The sequence below is a fragment of the Nocardiopsis changdeensis genome (assembly GCF_018316655.1).
GTDB classification, from domain to species: Bacteria; Actinomycetota; Actinomycetes; order Streptosporangiales; family Streptosporangiaceae; genus Nocardiopsis; species Nocardiopsis changdeensis.
Window position 1 is genome coordinate 6483270 of the sequence record NZ_CP074133.1, and the last position, 23277, is coordinate 6506546.

The 23277-nt window shown below is 73.8% G+C and carries 14 protein-coding genes and 1 tRNA gene; 7 read left to right on the plus strand and 8 right to left on the minus strand.

Annotated elements, in window-relative coordinates; genetic code table 11:
* Positions 1–257: 257 nt before the first annotated feature.
* The 5 genes from topA to KGD84_RS29125 all read right to left on the minus strand — a co-directional run bounded on the left by topA (position 258) and on the right by KGD84_RS29125 (position 8755).
* Positions 258–3071: a type I DNA topoisomerase gene (gene topA / locus KGD84_RS29105; RefSeq protein WP_220563520.1), complete on the minus strand. Its 2814-nt coding sequence runs from the start codon at positions 3069–3071 to the stop codon at positions 258–260.
* 650 nt (positions 3072–3721) lie between these two features.
* Positions 3722–5038, minus strand: coding sequence for a hypothetical protein (locus KGD84_RS29110; RefSeq protein ID WP_220563521.1), 1317 nt, complete (start codon positions 5036–5038; stop codon positions 3722–3724).
* Positions 5039–5365: 327 nt separating this feature from the next.
* On the minus strand, positions 5366–6016 hold the full coding sequence (locus tag KGD84_RS29115) for a chaplin family protein (protein WP_220563522.1): 651 nt from the start codon (positions 6014–6016) through the stop codon (positions 5366–5368).
* A gap of 161 nt (positions 6017–6177) precedes the next feature.
* Positions 6178–7179 carry a hypothetical protein gene (locus tag KGD84_RS29120; protein WP_220563523.1) on the minus strand — a complete coding sequence of 334 codons (1002 nt, stop codon included), beginning with the start codon at positions 7177–7179 and terminating at the stop codon, positions 6178–6180.
* A 253-nt stretch (positions 7180–7432) separates the two neighbouring features.
* The gene (locus tag KGD84_RS29125; RefSeq protein ID WP_220563524.1) at positions 7433–8755 is read right to left on the minus strand and encodes a M20/M25/M40 family metallo-hydrolase; all 1323 of its coding nucleotides are present in this window, start codon (positions 8753–8755) and stop codon (positions 7433–7435) included.
* A 142-nt stretch (positions 8756–8897) separates the two neighbouring features.
* Here KGD84_RS29125 and KGD84_RS29130 point away from each other — a divergent pair.
* The 7 genes from KGD84_RS29130 to KGD84_RS29160 all read left to right on the plus strand — a co-directional run bounded on the left by KGD84_RS29130 (position 8898) and on the right by KGD84_RS29160 (position 19982).
* Positions 8898–8982 (plus strand) — tRNA-Leu (locus tag KGD84_RS29130).
* Positions 8983–9081: 99 nt separating this feature from the next.
* Positions 9082–9654, plus strand: a complete 573-nt coding sequence (locus tag KGD84_RS29135; protein WP_220563525.1) for a GNAT family N-acetyltransferase — start codon at positions 9082–9084, stop codon at positions 9652–9654.
* 135 nt (positions 9655–9789) lie between these two features.
* Complete coding sequence (locus KGD84_RS29140; protein WP_220563526.1) at positions 9790–10047, plus strand: heavy-metal-associated domain-containing protein; 258 nt, start codon at positions 9790–9792, stop codon at positions 10045–10047.
* Positions 10048–10139: 92 nt separating this feature from the next.
* Positions 10140–11579 carry an MFS transporter gene (locus KGD84_RS29145; protein WP_220563527.1) on the plus strand — a complete coding sequence of 480 codons (1440 nt, stop codon included), beginning with the start codon at positions 10140–10142 and terminating at the stop codon, positions 11577–11579.
* Positions 11580–11798: 219 nt separating this feature from the next.
* Complete coding sequence (locus KGD84_RS29150; protein ID WP_220563528.1) at positions 11799–12764, plus strand: hypothetical protein; 966 nt, start codon at positions 11799–11801, stop codon at positions 12762–12764.
* A 50-nt stretch (positions 12765–12814) separates the two neighbouring features.
* Complete coding sequence (locus tag KGD84_RS29155) at positions 12815–15148, plus strand: heavy metal translocating P-type ATPase (protein WP_220563529.1); 2334 nt, start codon at positions 12815–12817, stop codon at positions 15146–15148.
* A 133-nt stretch (positions 15149–15281) separates the two neighbouring features.
* Entirely contained in the window at positions 15282–19982 is a 4701-nt protein-coding gene (locus tag KGD84_RS29160) for a hypothetical protein (protein WP_220563530.1), read from the plus strand.
* Between the two features lie 58 nt (positions 19983–20040).
* On the opposite strand, the gene KGD84_RS29165 is transcribed toward KGD84_RS29160, so the two are convergent.
* From KGD84_RS29165 to KGD84_RS29175, 3 genes are all read right to left on the minus strand, one after another.
* Complete coding sequence (locus KGD84_RS29165; RefSeq protein WP_220565368.1) at positions 20041–21207, minus strand: DUF418 domain-containing protein; 1167 nt, start codon at positions 21205–21207, stop codon at positions 20041–20043.
* A gap of 119 nt (positions 21208–21326) precedes the next feature.
* Positions 21327–21947 (minus strand): TetR/AcrR family transcriptional regulator, encoded by a 621-nt coding sequence (locus tag KGD84_RS29170; RefSeq protein ID WP_220563531.1) that lies wholly within the window; start codon positions 21945–21947, stop codon positions 21327–21329.
* Between the two features lie 84 nt (positions 21948–22031).
* A complete protein-coding gene (locus KGD84_RS29175) occupies positions 22032–23198 on the minus strand; it encodes a hypothetical protein (protein WP_220563532.1) in 1167 nt (388 codons plus the stop codon).
* Between the last annotated feature and the right edge of the window lie 79 nt (positions 23199–23277).

Consider the following 23277-nt stretch of genomic DNA (forward strand, 5'->3'; position numbering starts at 1 on the left):
GGTGAGGGGGAGGGGAGGAGTGGGCCGTCGTCCGCTGAGGAATTCGGTGGATCGGCGGAAGATCACTTGCGTTTCAGTGTTCCCGTCGGCCACGTCCAGCGTAGTACGGAAGATCATCTGCCAACAGGGGGTACGGCGGGCCCCGGAGTGAACGTGGAGATCGTACCGACCCGCACACCCCGTGTCACACGACGCGGACCGCCCCGGGCCGGAGGTGCTCCGGCGCGGGGCGGTCCGCGTTCGACGGTGTGCGCCGCTCAGGCCTCGTCGGAGGCCTTGGCCGCGGTACGGGGCGTGCCCGTCTTCTTGGCCGGCGCCTTCTTGGCGGCGGTGGTCTTCTTCGCCGCCGTGGTGGTCTTCTTGGCGGTCGTCTTCTTCGCGGGCGCCTTCTTGGCCGCGGGCTTCTTGGCGGGCGCCTTGGCCCGGCGCTCGGCCAGCAGCTCGGCGGCGCGCTCGTCGGTGATGGACTCCACCTCGTCGCCCTTGCGCAGCGAGGCGTTGACCTCCCCGTCGGTGACGTAGGGGCCGAACCGGCCGTCCTTGACGAGCATGACGGCGCCCGACACCGGGTCCTTGCCCAGCTCGCGCAGCGGCGGGGCGGCGGCCCGGCGGCCGCGCTGCTTGGGCTGGGCGAACAGCTCCTTCGCCTCGTCGAGGGTGACCGTGAACATCTGCTCCTCGGAGGCGAGCGAGCGGCTGTCGGTGCCCTTCTTGAGGTAGGGGCCGTAGCGGCCGTTCTGGGCGGTGACCTCGTCGCCGTCGATCACGCCGACCACGCGCGGCAGCGAGAGCAGCCTGATCGCGTCGGCGAGGGTGACGGTGTCCAGGGTCATCGACTTGAGCAGCGAGGAGGTGCGCGGCTTGACGGCCTTGGCCTTCTTGCCCCCGTTCTCCTCGGGCTCCTCGATGACCTCGGTGACGTAGGGGCCGAAGCGCCCGGACTTGGCCACGACGACGTGCCCGGTCTCGGGGTCGGTGCCCAGCTCGCGGTCGCCGCTGGGCTGGGCGAACAGCTCCTCGGCCTTCTCCGGGGTCAGCTCGTCGGGGGCCAGGTCCTCGGGCACGTTGACCCGGACTCCCCCGCGGTCCAGGTAGGGGCCGTAGCGGCCGACCCGGAGCACGATGTCCTCGGTGCCCGGCACCGTCAGGGAGCTGATCTCCTTGGGGTCGATGTCGGCGAGGCGGTCGCCGACCAGTTCCTTCAGGCCGGTCTCCCGGTCCCCTTCGGGGGTGTCGCCGCCGAAGTAGAACCGGCGCAGCCACGGCAGGCTCTCGGCCTCGCCGCGGGCGATGGAGTCGAGCACGTCCTCCAGGCGGGCCGTGAACTCGTAGTCCACCAGGTTGCCGAAGTGCCGCTCCAGCAGCTGCACCACGGCGAACGCCAGGAAGGACGGCACCAGGGCGGTGCCCTTCTTGAACACGTAGCCGCGGTCCAGGATGGTGCCGATGATCGAGGCGTAGGTGGAGGGGCGGCCGATCTCCCGCTCCTCCAGCTCCTTGACCAGGGTCGCCTCGGTGTAGCGGGCCGGCGGGCGGGTGCTGTGCCCCTCGGCGGTCAGGTCGCGCGCGGTGAGCGGGGCGCCCTCGGCCACGGCGGGCAGCCGCCGCTCGCGGTCGTCGAGGTCGGCGGCCGGGTCGTCGGCGCCCTCCACGTAGGCCTTGAGGAAGCCGTGGAAGGTGATGATCTTGCCGGTGGCGTTGAACTCGGCGACCTCGCCGGCCGAGGAGGTGCCCTGCACCTTGACGGTGACGGACTCGCCGACGGCGTCCTTCATCTGGGAGGCGACGGTGCGCTTCCAGATCAGCTCGTAGAGGCGGAGCTCGGGGCCGCTGAGCCCGGTCTGGCTCGGGGTGCGGAACTCGTCGCCGGCCGGGCGGATGGCCTCGTGCGCCTCCTGGGCGTTCTTGACCTTCTTGGCGTAGACGCGGGGGCGCTCGGGCAGGTAGTCGGCGCCGTACAGGCGCTGCACCTGGGAGCGGGCGGCGCGCACCGCGCTGTCCGACAGCGTGGTGCTGTCGGTGCGCATGTAGGTGATGTAGCCGTTCTCGTAGAGCCGCTGGGCGACCTGCATGGTCTGCTTGGCCGACAGCCCCAGCTTGCGCGACGCCTCCTGCTGGAGGGTGGTGGTGCGGAACGGCGCGTACGGCGAGCGGCGGTAGGGCTTGCGCTCCACCGAGGACACGCCGAAGGCGCTGGCGGACAGCCGCTCGGCCAGGCCGCGCGCGGCCGCCTCGTCGAGCTGGCGGACGGCGCGGTCCGGGCGCACGGTGCCCTGGGCGGTGAAGTCGCGGCCCACCGCGATGCGGGTGCCGTCCACGGCGACCAGCGTGGCCGGGAAGTCGGTGGGGTCGCCCGCGGGAATGCCCGCGCCGGAGGCGTCGAAGAGGGCCTTGATGTCCCAGTACTCGGCGGGGGTGAACGCCATCCGCTCGCGCTCGCGCTCGACCACCAGGCGGGTGGCCACGGACTGCACCCGGCCCGCGGAGAGCTTGGGCATGACCTTCTTCCACAGCACGGGGGAGACCTCGTAGCCGTAGAGCCGGTCCAGGATGCGGCGCGTCTCCTGGGCGGTCACCAGCCGGGTGTTGAGGTCGCGCGTGTTGTCGGCGGCGCGCTGGATGGCCTCCTTGGTGATCTCGTTGAACACCATGCGGCGCACCGGGATCCTGGGCTTGAGCTCCTCCAGCAGGTGCCAGGCGATGGCCTCGCCCTCGCGGTCCTCATCGGTGGCGAGCAGGAGCTCGTCGGCGTCGGCCATGAGCTCCTTGAGCTTGCGCACGTGGGACTTCTTGTCGGCGTTGACGACGTAGAGGGGCTCGAAGTCGCCGTCGACGTTGACGCCCAGCCGGGCCCAGGGCTCCCCCTTGTACTTGGCGGGGATCTCCGCGGCCTTGGTGGGCATGTCGCGGATGTGCCCGATGCTGGACTCCACGACGTAACCGCGGCCCAGGTAGCCCGCGATGGTCTTGGCCTTGGCGGGCGACTCGACGATGACGAGGGCGGTCCCCGAGCCCTGTCGTCCGCTGTCCTGCGAGCCGTTCTTGCCGGCGCTGCCCTTGGTGGGTGGCACGTGTTCCCCTACGTCTACGTCTAGCCTCTGCGTGGTCTGTCGGCCGCGGTCCCTCGGCTCCCGTGGAAACCGACGGTAACCGAAACCCCAGGCGTTCCCCCGTCGGTGGGTGGGCGGAGGGACTCCCGTGTACACGGGGCCGTGACCGCGGAGAGCGGGCTCTTCACCCACCGGCAACCGCAGAATAAGCGCTCACCGCACCGCTACCGGCCCGTACCGCGCAGGCCGTGCTCCGGCCGTGCGGGCCCCGGAGCCGCCTCCGGCTCCGGCGATCACCCGGAACACGCCCTCAAAGTGACTTCCATCACACTTCCCGGGGGGTCGGGTGCCCATACCCCCCACAAAGCGGCGAGTCCTCCCGGATATTCCCGGGAGGACTCGACTGTGGTTCCGAGCCCCGGACGGACACCCCCACCCGCCCGCAGTCCACCGCGTTCCTCACGGAACGGGCGCGCGGAGGCGGTCCGTCCTGCTCTCGCCCGAACGACGCACGCGACACCCTGCACGTGCCGCTCCGGGTTCCCGGAGCCCCGACCCGGTCCCCGCCTGTGGTGTTCGGCACCTCGCAGTCCACCGCGTTCCAAACGGAACGAGAGGCCGCGCACCACCGGCGGGGGACGGGTCCGGTCCCCTTTCCCCCGTCCGCGTCGTTACAGGCCCACGCCCACGGCGCCCAGAACCTGGCCGACCGGGTCCACCGGCGCGGCGGGCGCGGGCAGCGTCTCGGCGTGCTCCGGCGCGTGCTCGGCGACCGCCTGCTGGGCGGTCTCGGTCACGGTGTACTCGACGGGCAGCGTCTCGGAGACGGGCACCTCGGGCAGCTGCTCCACCACGGGCAGCGCGTCCAGCGCACCGGACTGGTGCTCGGTGGCGCTCTGGTGCACGACGGCCGCGTCGCTGTCCGTGGAGCTCGCGCCCGCCAGGCCGGCGACCGCGGCGACCGCGTTGCCGGTCACGTTCACGGGGACGTCGCCGTGCACGACGGCCTGGTTGCCGCCGGCCAGCGAGCCGTTGCCGGAGGTCGCGATGTACTCGTGCGACTCCTTGACGACCGCGTCGCTGTCGGTCGCGGCCGCGCCGGCGACGCCGCCCACGGCGCCGACCGCGTTGCCGGCCACGTTGACCGGGACGTCCAGGTGGCCGACCAGCTGGTTGCCGCCCAGCACCGAGCCGTTGCCGGAGGTGGCGATCGACTGGTGCTCGCGGACCGGGGCGGACTGGCGCAGGACGCCGGCGTCCACGCCGGAGGTGTCGGGCAGCAGGCTGGCGTTGCGGGCGGCCTCGCCCACCAGGTCGACCGGGGTGATCTCGGTCTCCGCCGCGTAGTGGTCGCGGCCGACGTGCCCGCCGTGCCCGACGTGTCCGCCGTGCACGTCGTGGACGATGGCGTCCGCGTCGGTGGCCGCCGCACCCGCGACGCCGCCCAGGGCGCCGATCGCGTTGCCCGACACGTTGACGGGGACGTCCAGGTCGCCGACGAGCTGGTTGCCGCCGATCAGGGAGCCGTTGCCGGTGGTCGCGACGTCGGGCTCGCCCTCGCCGTGCCAGGCGTGGCCGTCGTGGTGGACGACCGCGTCGGAGTCGGTGGTGGAGGCGCCGGCGATGCCGCCCACGGCGCCGATCGCGTTGCCGGTCACGTTGACGGGGACGTCCCCGTCGATCACGAGCTGGTTGCCGCCCAGCACCGAGCCGTTGCCCGAGGTGGCGACCTCGTTGTGCTGGTGGTCCACGACGGCGGCGTCGCTGTCGGTGGTGGAGGCCCCGGCGGTGCCCAGGACGGCGCCGACCGCGTTGCCGGTCACGTTGACCGGGACGTCGGCGTTGACGACGGCCTGGTTGCCGCCGAGGACGGACCCGTTGCCGCTGGTGGCGGCGTCGGTGTCGGCGAAGGCGACGCCGCTGCCCAGGGCGACGAAGCCCGCGGCCAGCAGGACGGACTTCGCGGAGGTCCTGGCCCACTTAGACATGTGGGAAGTTCCTTTCAGAAAACGTGCTGATGAGAAGGTGTGTGCTCGGGCCACAGGCCGTTCCACACCCCTGGGTGGGGTACGGGCCTTCGGCCAAGGCCGGGGATCGTCCTCCCGGCTCCGCACCTGGGCGGTGCGTGTCGGTCGGTGCTCGAGGGCTGCGTCGCCGTCCCGTCCGCCGGATGCGGACGGACGCGCGCGCCCCGTCGGTCAGCTCCGCCCTGGTGGGGCGGCGGCTGACGTGAACCCCGCGCACATGGCCTCGGCCGGTGCTACGGGACTCGCGTCAACCCCCGGGCCGCGTCGGCGGCCCGGGAAGCCGTGCGGTCAGATCCGGGAGCGTCGACGGCCCGCGATGACCAGGCCGACCCCGGCGACCGCCGCGGCGATCGCGGCGATGACCAGGCCGGGCAGGCCGGCGGAGCCGGTCAGCGGGAGCCGGGCGTCCGAGGTGTCGGACGGCCGTTCGCCCGCGGTGCTGGAGTCGGACGGTTCGCCGGGGCTCTCACCCTCCTCGGGGCCCTCCGACGGGGACTCGGACGGTCCCTCCGACGGCCCTTCCGACGGGCCTTCGGACGGAGACTCCGACGGCCCCTCGGACGGCCCTTCCGACGGGGACTCGGACGGTCCCTCGGAGGGCGACTCCGACGGTCCCTCCGAGGGCCCCTCGGAGGGGCTCTCCGAAGGCTCCGGCGAGTAGCCCGGGTACCCGGGGTGGCCCTTGTCGCCGTCCCGGTCCGGGCCGCCCCCGGTGCCGGCGTCCCCGCCGGCGCACTGGGCGCCCGCCGCACCGAGGAGGGCCAGGGAGTTGCCGCAGACGTCGACCGGGGCGTCGAGGTCGGCGTGGAGCTGGTTGCCTCCGGCGATCGAGCCGTTGCCGCTGGTGGAGGTGTCGGCCAGGGTGGTCCCGGCCGGGGCCAGTGCCAGGAGGCCCGCGGCGGTCAGTGCCGCGATCCTGGCGTGGGTCCGATGGGTCATCGCGTGTCCTTGTCAGCGAAGAAGGTCGTGATTGCTGCGTGGACCGCGGTCGTTCCGACTCCTGGGGAAGGGGGCCCGAGCGGGGGGCGCCTCCGGGGAGCCAGCGGGTGGGAAGGGGCGCTCAGGGCGCACCGGACCGACCGCGGCGGGTGAAGGCGCGGCTAGTCGGGGGAGAAGGAGGGGTCGTCGGCGGCGTCGCGCACGACGAGGGTGGGGTCGCCGGGCAGGGCGACCCGCTGCACCCGGGGGGCCAGGTGGGCGGCCCGGGGCGTCAGGAACCCGGCGGTACCGGGCGTGGGGAACGACGGCGCGGACGCACCGGTGGCGTCGGCGCCGCTCGGGCCGGTGGAACCGCCCGCGATGAGGCGGATGCGCTCGCCCCGGTCGGTGTCGGCCTCGCCGGAGGCGCCGTCGACGGCGCCCGCGGACGCGTCGGCCGACCCGCCGACGGGCGTGACCAGGCCGAACCCGGGCGCGGTGCGCTCGGCGCGGCCCGCCCGCTCGATCGCCTCGGTGGCGGAGCCGACCGCCCGGTCCACCGCGGGGCGTGCCACCGCGGCGGGGGTGTCGGGGCCGCCGACCAGCGGCAGGTCGGCGGGCATCGTCGCGGTGACGGTGTCGCCGAGGGCGTCCAGGGCGCCGGTGGGCTCGGTGAGTCCGGCGACGCCGCCCACCAGGTCGCCTTCGCGCAGGGCGCCGTCGGCGGAGCCCACCACTTCGCGCCCGGTGGTGGCGACGGAGTCGACCAGCCGACCCGCCCCACGGGCGGTGCCGTCCACGGTGCGGGCGGTGTCCTCGACGACGCGGCCGGTGGAGGTGCCCTCCAGGGCTCCGGAGACCCCGGTCCCGTCGAGGACGGTCTCGGGGAGCTCGGCGGCCTGGGGCACGACGGTGCCGGTCAGGGCGTCGGTGGCGGCCCGGGCGGCGGTGCCGGTGACCCGGACCTCCCCCTCGGCCGAGCGGCCGGCCTCCTCGACGACGCCCTCGGGGCCCAGGACCCGGTCGACGAGCCCGCCGGGGCCGGTCTCGCCATGGGCGACACCCACCCCGGCCAGCCACGCGACGGCCATGATGCCGGACAGGAGCAGCAGGCGGCAGAGGGCACGGTCGCCACGGGCGGCACGGTCGGTCGACACCGACCACTCCCGGCCCGTGAGCACCATGGATGCCCCCTCGTTTCCTGACTGCTGGACGGTCCCGTGCGACGGCGCCGCCCGGATCGGATGCGGTGGGCGCACGGCGGACGTGCCCGAGCCACCACATCGTTGAACTCACAGACACCGTAGCATCACGTTCTGTGACGACGCACGCGAACAAGGGGGCCGCGCCGAGAAGTTCCCGACGCGGCCCGGGGACGAATCACCGCAGGCAGGGGCGGATCATGTCATCCCGATTCCGGCTCGTCCCGGTTTCCGTTCAGCTCATCTCGATGAACCGGTCCAGCACCCGGACCCCGAACCGCAGCCCGTCGATCGGCACCCGCTCGTCCACGCCGTGGAACATGCCGGCGAAGTCCAGCTCCGGGGGCAGCTTGAGCGGCGCGAAACCGAAGTTGCGCACCCCCAGCCGGGAGAAGCTCTTGGCGTCCGTCCCGCCCGACAGGCAGTAGGGGACGGCGCGGGCGCCGGGGTCCTCCGCCAGCAGGGCCGCCGACATGGCGTTCACGAGCCCGCCCTCGAAGGGGGTCTCCACCGCGGGCAGGTGGTGGATGAACTCCCGGCTCACCTTGGGGCCGAGCAGCCGGTCGATCGTGGCGAAGTAGTCGTCCTCGGTGCCGGGCAGGAAGCGCCCGTCCACCTGGGCGGTCGCCTCGCCGGGGATGACGTTCGCCTTGTAGCCGCCGCCGAGCACCGTGGGGTTGAGGGTGTTGCGCAGGGTCGCCCCGATCATCCGGGCGATCGGGCCCAGCCGCGCGACCGTCGCGTCCAGGTCGTTCTCGTCGAAGGGGATCTGGAACTCCTCGCAGATCTCCTCCAGGAACGTGCGCACCGTGGGGGTCAGGTGCACGGGGAACGCGTGCTCCCCCAGCCGGGCGACCGCCGCCGCCAGCTCGGTGACCGCGTTGTCCCGGTTGACCATCGAACCGTGCCCGGCGGTGCCGCGCGCGGTCAGCTTCATCCAGGCGATGCCCTTCTCGGCGGTCTCGATGAGGTAGAGCCGCCGGTCGTCCCTCACCGTGAAGGAGAAGCCGCCGACCTCGCTGATGGCGGCGTCGCAGTCGGCGAAGAGGTCGGGGTGCTCGTCCACCAGGTACTGGGCGCCCCAGGTGCCGCCCGCCTCCTCGTCGGCCAGGAAGGCCAGCACGATGTCGCGCGGCGGGCGCCGCCCCTCCCGCAGCCGCTGCCGCAGCACCGCCAGGACCATCGCGTTCATGTTCTTCATGTCGACCGCGCCGCGGCCCCACACACAGCCGTCCGCGATCTCCCCGGCGAAGGGGTGGTGCGTCCAGTCCTGCGCCGCGGCCGGCACCACGTCCAGGTGGCCGTGGACGAGCAGCGGGGGACGGCTCGGGTCCGCCCCCTCGATCCGCGCCACCACGTTGCTGCGGCCGGGGTGCTTCTCGTAGACCGTCGCCTCCACCCCGACCTCGTCGAGCCTGCCCACCACGTACTCCGCCGCCTTGCGCTCGCCCGGCCCGGAGTGGTCGCCGTAGTTGGAGGTGTCGAAGGCGATGAGCTCCCGGCACAGGTCGACGACCTCGACCTCGGCCGCGCTCAAGCCCTCGGATTCCCGTGTCATCGGACGCTCCTGTTCCACCGTGTCACTGTGCTCGTCGCCCCCGACCCTGTCATGATCACCCCCGGCCCGAAAAGCGGTTCGGGGCACTCCGGAGCTTTGCTATTGTTGACCTGTCAGGCGGCGCTGCCGCCCGATACCACCGGTCCGGGTGGCGGAATAGGTAGACGCGCTAGCTTGAGGTGCTAGTGGCCGTTAAGGCTGTGGGGGTTCAAGTCCCCCCTCGGACACAACGAAGGCCCTGTTCGCAGGGCCTTTTCTCATGTCGGGGCGCGGTTCCCGCGCACGGGCGCGACGGCCCCCCGCGCCGGGCGTGGCATGCTGGCGCCATGGCCGTCGATGTTCGCCCCGCCTCCGTGTTCGAGGACGTGCGGGCCCTGGTGGGACCGAGATCACCCGGCGCCGACGTGTGCTGGTGCCTCAGTTATCGACTCCCGTCCGCGCTCAACAGGGAGCTGCGCGGCCCCGCCCGCGGCGAGTACGTCGCCGGGCTGTGCCGCGCCGAGCCGGCGCCGGGGGTGCTCGCCTACGACGGCGACGAACCCGTCGGCTGGGCCGCGGTGGCGCCGCGCGCGGACACCTCCTTCGCCCGCAGCCGCAGGATCCCGCACGTCGACGACCTCCCCGTGTGGTCGCTGTGGTGCATCCGCGTGCGCCCGGGCCATCGGAAGAAGGGCATCTCGCACGCCCTGATCGCCGGGGCCGTGGAGTTCGCCCGGGCGCACGGCGCGCCCGTGGTCGAGGCCTACCCCCTGGACAACGGCGACGCCCGGGTGGACCTGACGATGGCCTATCCCGGGCTCCGGAGGAACTTCGAGCGCGCCGGGTTCGTCCACGCCGCCGACACCTCCTCGGTCCTGGCCGGCCACCCCCGCGTGCTGATGCGGCGCGACCTGCGCTGACCCGCCGCCGGGGCGCGACACGCCGCGCCCCGGCGGCGACGGCGGACACCCCTCCCCCTTGCATACCCCCCAGGAGTATGTTAAATCTGTTCCCCAGATACCCCAAGGGGGTATCCCGACACGAGGAGGAACCCCATGTGCTCCACCTGTTCCTGTGAGACCGGGACGACCGCCGCCGAGACCCCCGGGGACGCGCGGGTCTACCAGGTCGAGGGAATGACCTGCGGACACTGCGCGAACTCCGTCAGCACCGGGATCGGCGGCGTCGCCGGCGTCACCGGCGTGACGGTCGACCTCGCCGCCGGCACGGTCGCCGTCCAGGGCTCGGGCTTCGACGACGACGCGATCCGCGCGGCCGTCACCGAGGCCGGCTACCGGTTCGCGGGCGTCTGACGGAACCCCCACGGTCCCGCCCCGCCCGACCACTCCAGCTCCACCCCTCGATGGTCCGCCGCGAGGCGGGACCGTGATCAGGAGACAGCAGCATGTCAACGCCACAAGCCGATCCCCGCCGCTGGTGGGCACTCCTGGTGCTCGCCGGCGCGCAGTTCATGGTCATCATGGACACCTCGATCATCGGGGTCGCCCTGCCCGAGATGCAGCGCGACCTCGGCTTCTCCCCCAGCTCCCTGCAATGGGTCTTCAACGCCTACGTCATCGCCTTCGGCGGTCTGCTGCTCCTGGGAGGGCGCCTGTCCGACCTGCTCGGCGCGCGCCGGGTGTTCACCGCGGGCTGGGTCACCCTCATCGCCGGGTCCGTCCTGGCCGCCGCGGCCGAGACGGCCTGGGTCGAACTCCTGGGCCGCGCGGTCCAGGGCGCGGGCGGAGCGCTGATCGCGCCGTCGGCGATGACCCTGCTGATGATGATCTTCGCCCACGACACCGGCGAGCGCACCAAGGCGCTGGCCTTCTACGGCGCGGCCGCCCCGGCGGGCGGCACGGCCGGCGTCTTCCTCGGCGGCGCCATCACCGAATGGCTGAGCTGGCCGTGGCTGTTCCTCCTCTACATCCCCATCGGACTGGCCTCCCTGGCCGCCGTCCCGGCCCTGCTGCCGGCGGTGAGCGGACGCGGCGGATCGGTCGACCTCCTGGGCGCCGTCTCGGCCACCGGCGGCCTGGCCCTGGCGGTGTTCGGCATCGTCCAGGCCTCCGAACAGGGCTGGACCTCCGCGGCCACGCTGCTCGGCCTCGTCGGCGGAGCGGTCCTCCTGGGGGTCTTCGTCGTCAGCCAGCGCCTGGTCCGCGCCCCGCTGATGCCCCTGGGCGTCTGGCGCACCCCCGGCCTGCTGGCCGGGAACGTGGCGATCACCCTGCTGGGGGCCGCGTGGATCCCGATGTGGTACTTCCTCAACCTCTACCTCCAGCAGGTCCTGGGGTACGGGGCCTTCCCCAGCGGCGCGGCCCTGCTGCCGATGACGCTGCTGATGATGCTCCTCATGACCACCGTCACCGGCCGGCTCATCGGCCGCTTCGGCCTCAAGCCGCTGATCGTGACGGGCCTGCTGGTCCTGGCCGCCGGCCTGGGCCTGCTCTCCCTGGCCCGCCCCGGGGGCGCCTACCTCGTCGACGTCCTGCCCGGCTCCCTGATCGCGGCCCTGGGCATGTCGCTGGTGTTCATCCCGGCCACGATCGCCTCCATCAGCGGGGCGCGCCCGGAGGAGGCGGGGCTGGCCTCGGGCATCGTCAACACCACCTACCAGGTAGGTTCCGCCCTGGGCCTGGCGGCCATGACCGCCGTCGCCACCGCGTGGGGGGCCGACCGGCTCGGCGACCCGGCCGCGCTGACCGACGGCTTCCAGGCCGCGTTCATCGGGGCCGGAGCGGTGGCCGTGGCGGGTGCGGTGCTCGGGTTCGCCCTCATGCGCCCGCAGGGACCGGCCGCGGCCCGGTCCGAGGAGGGGGAGGCCGCCGGGACGGGCGCCTGACCCGTCACCCGCGGCGAGCCGGGCGGCCCGAGGAGGGGCCGCCCGGCTCCGCCGTGTCCACGGATTCGAGGACACACGTCACAGTGGCACCACCCCGGGGACTTGTATACCCTGGGGGGGTATGGTATTTCTTGAGTTGTCGCCGACGAACTCCCCCATGGAGGGCTCCGGCGCACACCGCTCGAAGCATCCGGCCACAGAGGAAGGAAAGGACCGACGATGAACGTCCCCGCCAAGCTCGGGCTCTACGGACTGGGCCTCGCCGTGGCCTTCGCCGGAGCGATGGGGGCCGGCGGCCTGGTGGGCCCCCTGCTCCCGGACACCACCGAGGCGAGCGAGCACACCGGCCACGACGGCACCACCGGCACCGACGCCACCACCGACGAGGAGACTTCCATGAACGGCGCGCACTCCACCCCCTCCGGCCTCCAGATCTCCCAGGACGGCTACACGCTCACCCCGGTCCGGACCCCCGACCGGGCGGGCGAGGAGGAGACCCTCTCGTTCCGCATCCTGGGCCCCGACGGCGAGCCCGTGACCGGGTTCGAGGAGTCGCACGACAAGCGCATGCACCTGATCGTGGTCGGCCGCGACATGAGCGGATACCGGCACGTGCACCCGGAGATGGCCGAAGACGGCACCTGGAGCGTCCCGCTGGAGGTGGATACCCCCGGGGCCTACCGGATGTTCGCCGACTTCGTCCCGCAGGAGCACGGGAGCGGCCTCACCCTCGGCGCGGACCTCACCGTCCCCGGCGACCACGAGCCGCAGGACCTCCCCGCCGCCGAGCGGACCGCCGAGGTGGACGGCTACACCGTCACCCTCGACGGCGACCTCGTCCCCGGGCGGACCAACCCGCTGACCCTCACCGTCACCCGCGACGGCGAGAAGGTCACCGACCTAGAGCCCTACCTCGGCGCCTACGGCCACCTCGTGGCGCTGCGCGCCGGCGACCTCGCCTACCTGCACGTCCACCCGGAGGGCGAGCCCGGCGACGGTGTGACCGAGCCCGGGCCCGAGATCACCTTCCAGGCCATGGTGCCCTCCGTCGGCGACTACCGGCTCTTCCTCGACTTCAAGCACGGCGGCGAGGTGCGGACCGCGGAGTTCACCGTGACCGCCGACGGCACCGTCACCGCGGAGGAGCACACGGACCAGGAGAGCCACGCGCCGCACTCCCACTGACCGTGACGACGCCCCCCTGCCGCGCACCCCCACGACCTCAAGGAGCAACGATGAACACCGGAACCGGAGACGTCAGAGAGTCCGGAGAGCGGATCGAGCTGGCGATCGGCGGCATGACCTGCGCCTCCTGCGCGAGCCGCATCGAGAAGCGCCTCAACCGGCTCGACGGCGTCACCGCCACCGTCAACTACGCCACCGAGACGGCGCGCGTGGTCTTCGACGGTGACCCGGTGCCCGCCGAGGAGCTGATCGCCCAGGTCGAGAAGGCCGGGTACACCGCCGAGGTGCCCCGCTCCGCCGACGCCGCCGCCGACGACGGCGCGGCGGAGGCCGCGGACCCGACCCGCCCGTTGCGCGACCGCCTCATCGTCAGCGCCCTGCTGTCGGTGCCGGTCATCGCGATGGCGATGGCCCCCGCGCTCCAGTTCACCTACTGGCAGTGGGCCTCGCTCGTCCTCGCGGCGCCCGTGCTCGTCTGGGGCGCGCTGCCCTTCCACATCGCCGCCTGGAAGAACCTCAAGCTCGGCGCGGCCACCATGGACACCCTGGTGTCCATGGGCACGATCGCCGCCTTCGCCTGGTCCCTGTACGCGCTGTTCTTCGGCACCGCGGGCGAGCCGGGCATGACGCACCCGTTCGAGCTCACCATCGCCCGCACCGACGGCTCCGCCAACATCTACCTGGAGGTCGCCGCCGGGGTCACCACCTTCATCCTGGCCGGGCGCTACTTCGAGGCCCGGTCCAAGCGCCGGGCCGGCGCCGCCCTGCGCGCCCTGCTCGAACTCGGCGCCAAGGACGTCACCGTGCTGCGCGACGGCGCCGAGCAGCGGATCCCCACCGCCGACCTGACCGAGGGCGACCTGTTCATCGTCCGGCCCGGTGAGAAGGTCGCCACCGACGGGACCGTGGAGGAGGGCACCTCCGCCGTCGACATGAGCATGCTCACCGGCGAGTCCGTGCCGGTCGAGGTCGGCCCCGGCGACGCCGTGGTGGGTGCCACGGTCAACGCCGGCGGACGCCTGGTCGTGCGCGCCTCCCGCGTCGGATCCGACACACAGCTCGCCCAGATGGCCCGCCTGGTCGAGGACGCGCAGAACGGCAAGGCCGAGGTCCAGCGCCTGGCCGACCGGATCTCGGGCGTCTTCGTCCCCATCGTCATCGCCCTGGCGGCCGTGACCCTCGGCTTCTGGATCGGTACCGGCGGATCGGTGGCGGCGGCGTTCACCGCGGCGGTCGCGGTGCTCATCATCGCCTGCCCCTGCGCCCTGGGCCTGGCCACCCCGACCGCGCTGCTGGTCGGCACCGGGCGCGGCGCCCAGCTCGGCATCCTCATCAAGGGCCCGGAGGTCCTGGAGACCACCCGCGGCATCGACACGGTCGTGCTGGACAAGACCGGCACCGTCACCACCGGCCGGATGACGCTCACCGACGTGTTCACCGCCCCCGGCCAGAGCGAGGACGAGGTGCTGCGGCTGGCCGGGGCCCTGGAGAACGCCTCCGAGCACCCCATCGCCCAGGCCATCGCCAAGGCCGCCCTCGCCCGTACCGGCGGGCTCGGGCAGGTCGAGGACTTCGCCAACGTCGAGGGACAGGGCGTCCAGGGCATCGTCGACGGCCACGCCGTCCTGGTCGGCCGCACCTCGCTGCTCGCCGAGTGGTCGCAGGAGCTGCCCGCCGAACTGGCGAGCGCCAAGGCCGCCGCGGAGGCCGCGGGCGGGACCGCCGTGGCCGTCGGCTGGGACGGCGCGGCCCGCGCGGTGCTGGTCGTGTCCGACGCGATCAAGCCCACCAGCGCCCAGGCCATCGAGCAGTTCCGCGCCCTGGGTCTGACCCCGATCCTGTTGACCGGTGACAACGAGGCCGTGGCCCGGACGGTGGCCGACGAGGTGGGTATCGAGGAGGTCATCGCCGAGGTCATGCCCCGGGACAAGGTCGCCGTGGTCGAACGCCTCCAGGCCGAGGGGCGCACCGTGGCCATGGTCGGAGATGGCGTCAACGACGCCGCAGCCCTGGCCCGCGCCGACCTGGGCCTGGCCATGGGCACCGGCACCGACGTCGCCATCGAGGCATCCGACCTCACCCTCGTGCGCGGCGACCTGCGCGCGGCCGCCGACGCCATCCGGCTCTCCCGCCGCACCCTCAACACCATCAAGGGCAACCTCTTCTGGGCCTTCGCCTACAACGTGGCGGCACTGCCCCTGGCCGCCGCGGGACTGCTCAACCCGATGATCGCGGGAGCGGCCATGGCGTTCTCCAGTGTCTTCGTCATCAGCAACAGCCTCCGGCTGCGCGGTTTCGCGCCGCTGAAGGGCAACGAGGACACACCCGACGCCTCCGCGCTCCCCGCCTCCGGCCGCCGGGAGTCCTCCTCCCTCGCGGCCTGAGCCGCCGCACACGCCCGGTGCCCCGGACCCGCCGGTCCGGGGCACCGCGCCGCTCCGGCGGTCGTTCTTCTGAGGTGCGGCGGGGGCGGGCCCGGGGCCCCGGGGTGTCCGTGACCACTGGGATACTCCCCGCATGCCTCATCCACTCCCTCCTCTCCCGCAGCACGCCTCGGAGTCGACGCTCTACTCCGACTGGGTCCGCCTCAACGACCCCGCCAACGAACAGGCGGCCGCGGAGTTCCTCGACAAGCTGCCGCAGTCCCCGCGCAAGCTCGCCGGGGACCTGAACTGGATCGAGTCCCGCGCCTCCCGGGTCGGGCTCCCCCTGGACCACCTGCCGTGGCTGTGGGACACCATCGGCCACCGGCTGGCCCCGCAGCACCCCCGCCGGGCCGGGGCCGCGTACGCGGCGGCCCGGGAGGCCGAGGCGCGGCACCGGCTCCCGGTGTCGAAGGTGCACGCGGTCGAGAACGCGCTGCTGTTCACCCGGTACGGCGCACTGCCCGCCAAGGAGGTCCGCCTCCACTGGGACCGGCTGACCGGGCTGTTCCCGGCGGAGGAGGCGTACCGGGAGTTCCTGCGGTTCCTCCAGGGCTGGGCGCGGGGGCAGGACGGCCTGCCCGCCGACCTCGTCACCCGGCTGCGGGCGGCGGCCGCGCACGCCGGCCTGGGACCCGACGAGGTCGGCCGCTCTCTGGGCCGGATCCTCACCGAACGCGCCCCGGGGGCCGGGGCCTCCGACAGACTCCTGGACGCCGCGGCGAAGGTGTTCGCCGAGCACCCGCCGGAGGAGGGCGCCCGGGCCGCCCTGGTGAACCTGTTCCCCCAGGCCACGACCGACGGCGGCGCCTGGCTGCGGCTGCTGGACTCCCTCGGGCTGATCGACGACCTGGTGGACGGGAGGATCGTGCCCGCGGGCGGGTACGCGGACTGGCTCTCCGCCTTCCCGCGCCGGTACTCCCAGGTCAAGGACGGCCGGTACATGAAGATCCAGCCGATGGCGCCGGAGCTGCACGCGCTGGTCCCGCGCATCGCCGACCGGGTCCGCGCCGGGGGCGGGCGGGTCAGGCTGGACGCGGGCCGGTGGCGGCCCACCCTGGACCTCGGGTTCGCCGACGCCTGCCTGGCCGCCGGGCTGCCCGTGGACGACCCCGGCCCGAGGGTGGAACTCCGCTCCCGGATCAGCGGGCCGCTGGAGGCGGTGGCCGCCGACCCGCGGTTCGCCCGCTTCCGTCCGGCTCCGACAGCCCCCGCGCCGAAGCCCGCGCCGGAGACCGCACCGGAGACCGCACCGGCCGCTGCCGATGACGTCCCCGGCCTGGCACCGGAGACCGCGAAGGCCCTGGACAACCACCTGGAACGGCTCACCGAGGGCACACCGCTCGCGGCCGAGGCGGCGGTGGCCGCCGTGGAGAAGCTGCTCGGCCACGGGAACGCCCTGGCCCTGGCCCGGGCGGGCCGGTACCTGGACGGCCCCGACCTGTCCGGGCCGCTGGCCCGCGCCCTGCGGTTCGGCGTCCCGGCGGAGTACACCTGGCCCGCCTTCGAGGAGGCCGTCGCGGAGTTCGCCGCCGCGGAGGAGCCCTTGCTGGGGATGACCTCCAGCTGGCCGGTGCTCACCCTCTACGGGCGGTCCCTGGCCGTCGCCGTCGACCACCGGGGGGTGCGGGCCCGCGTCTCGTTCACGATCCCGGCGGAGGCGTCGCGGTTCGCCGTCCACCACGTCGGGGACGACCTCCTGGTCACCTGGCACGACGGCGACGACGACGCGGACCACCGCTCGGCGTTCTGGTGCTCGGACCCCGGGCGCGTCCTCACCGGCGTCCGGCCCGCCGACGTCCCCTCCCCCGGCGGACGTTTCAGCGACGCCCTCGGCTTCAGCTTCGGCGGGGACCGGGGCCGCCATGGGGGCGACCGCCTGGTGCGGCCGGGCGACCCCGAGGGGGTGGGCCGCTCGGAGGACCTGCTGAGCGACGGTGAGAGGCTGTGGCGCCACCTGTACGTGCGCAAGGCCGACGACCCGCCCTTCGAGGAGCTCGACCCGGTCGACGGGACCCCGACGGGTGTGCACTCCCGCCCCGGGTTCCTCGTCGGCACCGATGCCGGGAAGGACTCCCGGCTGGGGCGGTGCAGCCTGGTTCCGCTGCCCGAGGGCGTCACGGACTCACCGCTGGGCGCGGTGGACGGCGTCGTCGGGTTCCGCCTGCGCGAGACCGTCGACGAGGGGTCCGGGAAGAAGTCCCGGACCACCGTCGTCGAAGGAGTCGACGGGCGCAGGGCCACGACGGGTCACAGGTACACCTCCAAATCCTGGGGCGTCCTCCGCATGCCCGGGGGCGGCGACGGCCTGCTGGTGGAGGAGTGGAAGAGCCGCGTGCGCGTTCTGCGCTGCCTGACGACCGAGGGCGACGAGCCGTGGTGGGAGGTGTGGTGCCTCCCCGGCCACGACCCGGACGGACCGGGCGACGGCGGCGGCCGCATGCTGTTCCCCCCGCCCGCGTTCTGGCACTTCCTGGTGCCCCGGGACGCGGAGGGCTCCAGGGCGCTGCGCGGGGCGGACGCCGCGCTGGCCCGCGGGCTCCTCGATGCCGCCGGGAGCACCGGGGACGCCGCCGCGGTGCGCGACGCCGTGGCCCGGCTGCTCCCCGGGGTCACCGCCGACCGGCTCGTCGACGGCCCCGGCGGGATCGTGGAGACGGTGCTGCACACGGCTAGGGTGCGCGGGCGCCGGGAGCGGGCGACCCGCTTCCTCTCCTCGATCGAGACCGCGAAGGTGGTGGCGCCGTCCGCCACGACCGACGGGGAACTGGGCCGGGCCCTGCACGGCCTCACCCCGCTGACGCTCTCCAAGGGGTCCGGCGCCGCCACCCTCACGGCCGTGGCCGCCGACGGGGCCTTCCTGCGCGGGGACATCACCGACGCGACCCGCCGGGTCTCCCCGCCCGCACCGCCCCTCCACTGGCCCGACCTGCTGGGCCGGGTGGACGCCGCCCTGTGGAGGCTGGCGACCACGACCGACGAGGAGGCCCGGCGGGCGCTCATCGACCTGCTCCGCACCTGGGCGGGCCAACCCTTCGCGGAGCCCGGCACCCGGTGGCGGCGGGGACTGGCCCGGGGCGGCGCGCTGGAGCCGCTGGTAGCGGCGGGGCAGGCGATCGTCACCGGAAAGCGCGTACAGACGTCCTGGAGTTCCTCCGTCCACCCCGCCCCGGCGCCGGGCGAGATCCCGCACCCCCGTGAGTGGTACTTCTTCGTGCAGCCGGACTCCGCGCCCGTCCCGGAAGAGGCCGACGGCGTGGACACGGTGACCGTCGGCCCCGACCGGGCCGCGCGCCTCCGCCGCCTGCTGGAACTCCTCGACGAGCGGGGGCCGGCCAGGGCCGGGGACGGGGCGGTGCGCGCGTTCGTCGGCCGGACCGGGGCCTTGGATCCCCTCGCCGTGCTCGTGCTGAACGGGCGCCTGGGGCTCCCGGACGCCAGGCCCGGCGGCGCCAAGGCGCGGACGAGCCTGGCCGGGGAGTACGACCGGGTGGTCAGGACCCTGGGCCCGGACGGCCTGACCCGGCTGCTGGGCGCCGCCCTGCCTGAGGATCCGGCCGACCTGTGGGAGCCGGACGGGGACGTGCGCGCCGCCGAGCGGGCGGCCGCGGTGTGGGCGGAACTGGTCGGGGTGCGCCCCGTGCTCGACGCGGAGGCCGTCGCCCTGCTCGACAAGGAGCTCAAGCTGGGTGCGCAGTGGGCGGAGACGCTCATGGACCCGTCCTCCTCCGACTTCTGCACCCGGGACCTGAACCGGGTCATCGCCGAGGACGAGGGGCCGTACAGCAACCCCTCCCTGTTCTCCGTGTCGGAGGACGGGCTGCCGGACCGCAAGATCTACCACTACGACCCGGTCACCTGCTATCCGTACCGGGTGGCGACCTCGCTCGTGGCGTGGCCGTCCGCCCGGCTCCCGGTGGGCCACCCGTGCGCCGCGGGGGTGCCGGAGCTGTACCGCCGGCTGGTCGACCGGATGCGGGCCCCGGGGCTGCTGGTGCCGGTGGGCTCCTACGCCGATCTCAGCGACATTCTCCCGCTGCTGGAGGCGACCGGGTACGAGCGGCTGCCCTACCGGCTGCACCGGACCCGCGACCCCGAACGGCGGATCCCCGAGATCCTGGGCGGGCCGCTGCTCGTCATGGCGGCCGGACGAACGCACTGGGGACACGTCTACGTGCGTCCCGCCGGGTTCTTCGAGCCCGGGGTGTACGAGGCGACGGAGAAGGCCCTGATCGCGCGCGACTTCAAGGACCCCGAGGACAAGGCGTCGCTGCTGGTGGAGCTGCGCGGCCTCAGGGAGGTCTGCGTCGGGTCGCTGGGCCGTATGGCCGCGCGGACCGCGGACACCCCCGTTCCGGCCGGCGGGTACGAGGCCGACCCGCGGCTGAGCGTTCCGGAGCTGGTGGAGGAGGCCGCCGCCGCGCTGGACACCGACGCCGACGCGGCCGCGCTGTACCTCCAGCTGCTCACCCTGTCCCGGCCCACCGACCAGAACGTGCGCCGGTGGAACGGCTGGTCGGCGGCCCGGCACAAGAAGACGGCCGCACGGCTGCTGGAGACGGGCGCGGTGGACCAGGGCAAGCGGCCCAGGGCCGGGCGGACCCTGTTCGCGCAGGACGGGTGGGTGGCGCCCAAGGCGCCGGACCTGCCGGTGGAGGCCGCCAAGCTCCAGACCCACTTCGCGGTGCTCTCCGACAAGAAGGTGCTGGTCTCCCCGACCTCCGGGCAGCTCCCGATCGCCCCGCTGCACGAGATGTTCGAGGCGGCCTGGCGCTCCCGGGAGGCGGACGGCTGAGCCGCGGGCCGGTGGTGCGCGGCGCGCACCACCGGCCCGCCGTCGGCGGCCCGCGCCGTCAGCGGCGGCGTTCGGGGATCCGGCCCAGCACGGCCTTCTGCAGCGCCTCCAGCGGCCCGAGCCGGAACCGGCGCAGCCACAGGGTGGACCAGGCCAGGAGCAGCGCGGCGACCGCCGCCCACAGCCCCATCACCCACCACGGGCCGGTCCCGTCCAGCCGGGCGGCCAGGCCCAGGCCGACGCCGTAGCAGGCGAGCATGCACAGGAGGTTCTGCGCCACGTACCCGCTCATCGCCATGCGGCCCAGGGAGGACAGGGACACGATCCCCCACCCCGCCGGGTCGGCCCGGTCCACCAGCCACCCGACGGCGCCGATCAGGCCCAGGGCCACGACGGGGGCGGCGACGTAGCGGTCCACGAAGAACAGGTCGGCCCCGCCCAGGGCGGTCGCGATGTTGAGCGGGACGCCCACGCCCAGGCCCCAGGCCAGCAGGCGGCCGCGCAGCCGCCGCCCGGCGGCGTCGCCGCCGAAGGCGCCGGCCCGGAACAGGCGCACGCCCAGCAGGAACATGAAGACCATGAAGGCGAACGTGATGATCGGCTCCGAGCGCATCGCCAGCGCGTTGTCCAGGCGGAACGCGATCTGTTCGAGGTAGCCGCCGTGCGCGTACAGGTCCACGACGTCGGCCGGGACCCCGCCGTCGGCGGACTGCTCGCCCGGCTGCGGGAAGAGCGTGTACGCGGCGGTGAGCAGGCCGACCACGGCCAGGTGCAGCACGAGGCAGGTCCACATGACCGCGTTCTGGGCCCGTTGCGACCGGGTGAGCAGCCAGGCCACCAGCAGGGAGGTCACGGCGTAGCCCATGAGGACGTCGGCGGCGAACACCAGGGTGAAGTGCACCAGGCCCTCGGTGAACAGGAACAGCGCCCGCCACTTGTAGGGGCCGGGCCAGCGGCCGCCCTTCTTCGCCGCGGACCGGAACTGGATGGCCAGGCCCACCCCGAAGAGGAGGGTGAGCAGCGCCAGGAACTTGCCGTTGGACAGCAGCAGGAAGACGCCCTCGGCGACGGTCGCCGGGGAGGGGTCGGACAGCGCCGCCTCCAGCGGGCTGAGCGAGGCGGTGAAGAGCATGTTGGCCTCGCCGCCGGGTGCGGCGAACAGCCACACGTTGGTGGCGAGGGTGCCCAGGATCGCGACGCCGCGCAGGACGTCGAGCAGGGGCAGGCGGCGGGACGCGGCCGGAGGGGCACCGGGTGCGGCGGGGGCCGCCGGGGTGTCGGGTGCTCGGGTCTCGTCGGTGTGACCGGTCAAGGTCGTGGCCTCCGTGTCGGGCTCATCGGTGATCAAGGGGTCCGGGGGCTCTCAGGGGCCGTGAAGAGCCGGTCGAGATGGGTGGTGAGGGCGGTACGGATCGCCTCAGCGGTGAAGGGCTCGGCGGTGACGATGTGGTGCAGGGTCAGGCCGTCGACGCAGGCGATCAGGGCGACCGCCTCCGCCCGGGGGTCGCGGTCGGCGGGGAGCTCCCCCTCCCTCACGGCGATCTCCAGCGCCTCGATGAGCGCGTCGGCGAGGGTCCGGGTGGTCTCGCGGTGCATCCGCAGCATCTCGGGGTCGGCCAGGGCCGCCGGGAGGAACTCCAGCCAGACGGTCAGCTCGCGGACGCGCTCGTCGTCCAGGGGCAGCAGCGTCTCTGTGGCGCGGTCGAGCCAGTCGCGCACCGAGGAGACCGGTCCGTCGGAGACCTCCTGCAACCGCTGCTCGGCCCGGTGGTACATGTGCTCCACGCCGAACCGCAGCAGCTGCGCCTTGGAGCGGAAGTAGCGCTGCACCAGGCCGACGGACACCCCGGCGTGGTCGGCGACGTCGGCGAGGGTGGTCCGGGCCAGGCCCCGCTCCCCCACCACCGCCATGAGCGCTTCGGCGACCTGTCGTCGCCTCTGTTCGTGATCCGCGGTCCGTGCCATGAAAAAATAATATCGAAATATTTTTATGGGGCAAGGGGTGGCCCCGGGTGCGGCCGACTCCGGCCGCGCCCGGGGCGGGAGGCCTCAGCCGGCCTCCATCAAGCGGTTCAGCAGCGGTCCGAACTCGTCGTCGGAGGTGTACAGGGACACCGACCGGTCCTCGTGGTCGACCTTCACCCCCACCGGGCGCAGGTCGGGCACCCCGGCCTCGGCCCGCTCGGCGGAGTCCGGGTGCCACCAGAACAGCTGGGCGCTGATCGGCTTCTCCGCGTCGGCGACGAAGCGCTCGGCCAGCTCCTGGAGGCGCTCCATCGCCATGATCGGGTGGCCCTTGCCCAGCGGGTGCGCCAGCACCACCTCGCGCACCGGGAAGGCCACCAGCGCGCCGTGGGGCGCCTCCCCCAGGAAGCGGGAGAGCACGTGGGCCTGGGCGGCGGTGTAGGGCTGGGCCCCGCCGATGTGGATGATGGCCGCGCCGCCGAGGTCGACCTCGCTCGCCTCCACCTCCTCGGCGACCGAGGCGGCCACCGCCTGCGTGAAGGCCTGCTCCCGCGTGAGGTCCATCGACTCCAGCGCGGACCGGTTCAGCGGCTGCACGCTGTCGGGCGTGTCGATGACCACCGTCTCGCGCAGGCCCTCGGCGAAGTCGCGGTACAGCAGGGTGTCCCACACCTCCTGCGGGAGGGCGCCGACCGGGTAGACGCGGGAGCGCAGCCGGCCGGCGGAGTCCGCGTTCTGCGGGGCGATCTGCCGGATCTGCCCGGCGAGGGCCTCCGCGTAGGGGCCCGCCCGGTCGAAGGCCGCGTCGACGGAGGCGTCCTCCAGGCCCTCCAGGTACCGGCTGACGTCGGTGCGGACCGAACCCTGGGGGGTCCCCACCTCCAGGACGTTCGGGAACAGGAACCTGGCGCGCAGGCCCAGCTGTTCGAGCACGGCCAGGAGGGCGCCGCGGGCGTGGTCGGAGGTGCGGGGCGGGTAGTGGGTGCCCAGGGCGACGCCGCGTTCGCGGAAGCCCCGCATCAGTGCGAGGACGACCTGCGAGGCCAGCTCCGGGTACTGCTCGTCGGGGTACTCGCGGGCGCTCCGGACCGCCTCGGCGTAGTCGTTGAGGAAGGGCTCGGCCTCGGGGATGTGGATCAGCACCTCGGTGGACGAGCGCCGCTCCGCGGTGATCTCCGCGCGCGCGAACGCCTCCACGATCAAGGCGACCAGATCGGGGCGGGGACCGCCGGGACTCTGTGTGTCGGACATGCGCTGTGTGACTCCTCGGTGACCGGTGTGGTTCGGGCGGCCGGTGTTCCGTGTCCGAGTCTGGTGCATGGCGGCGACG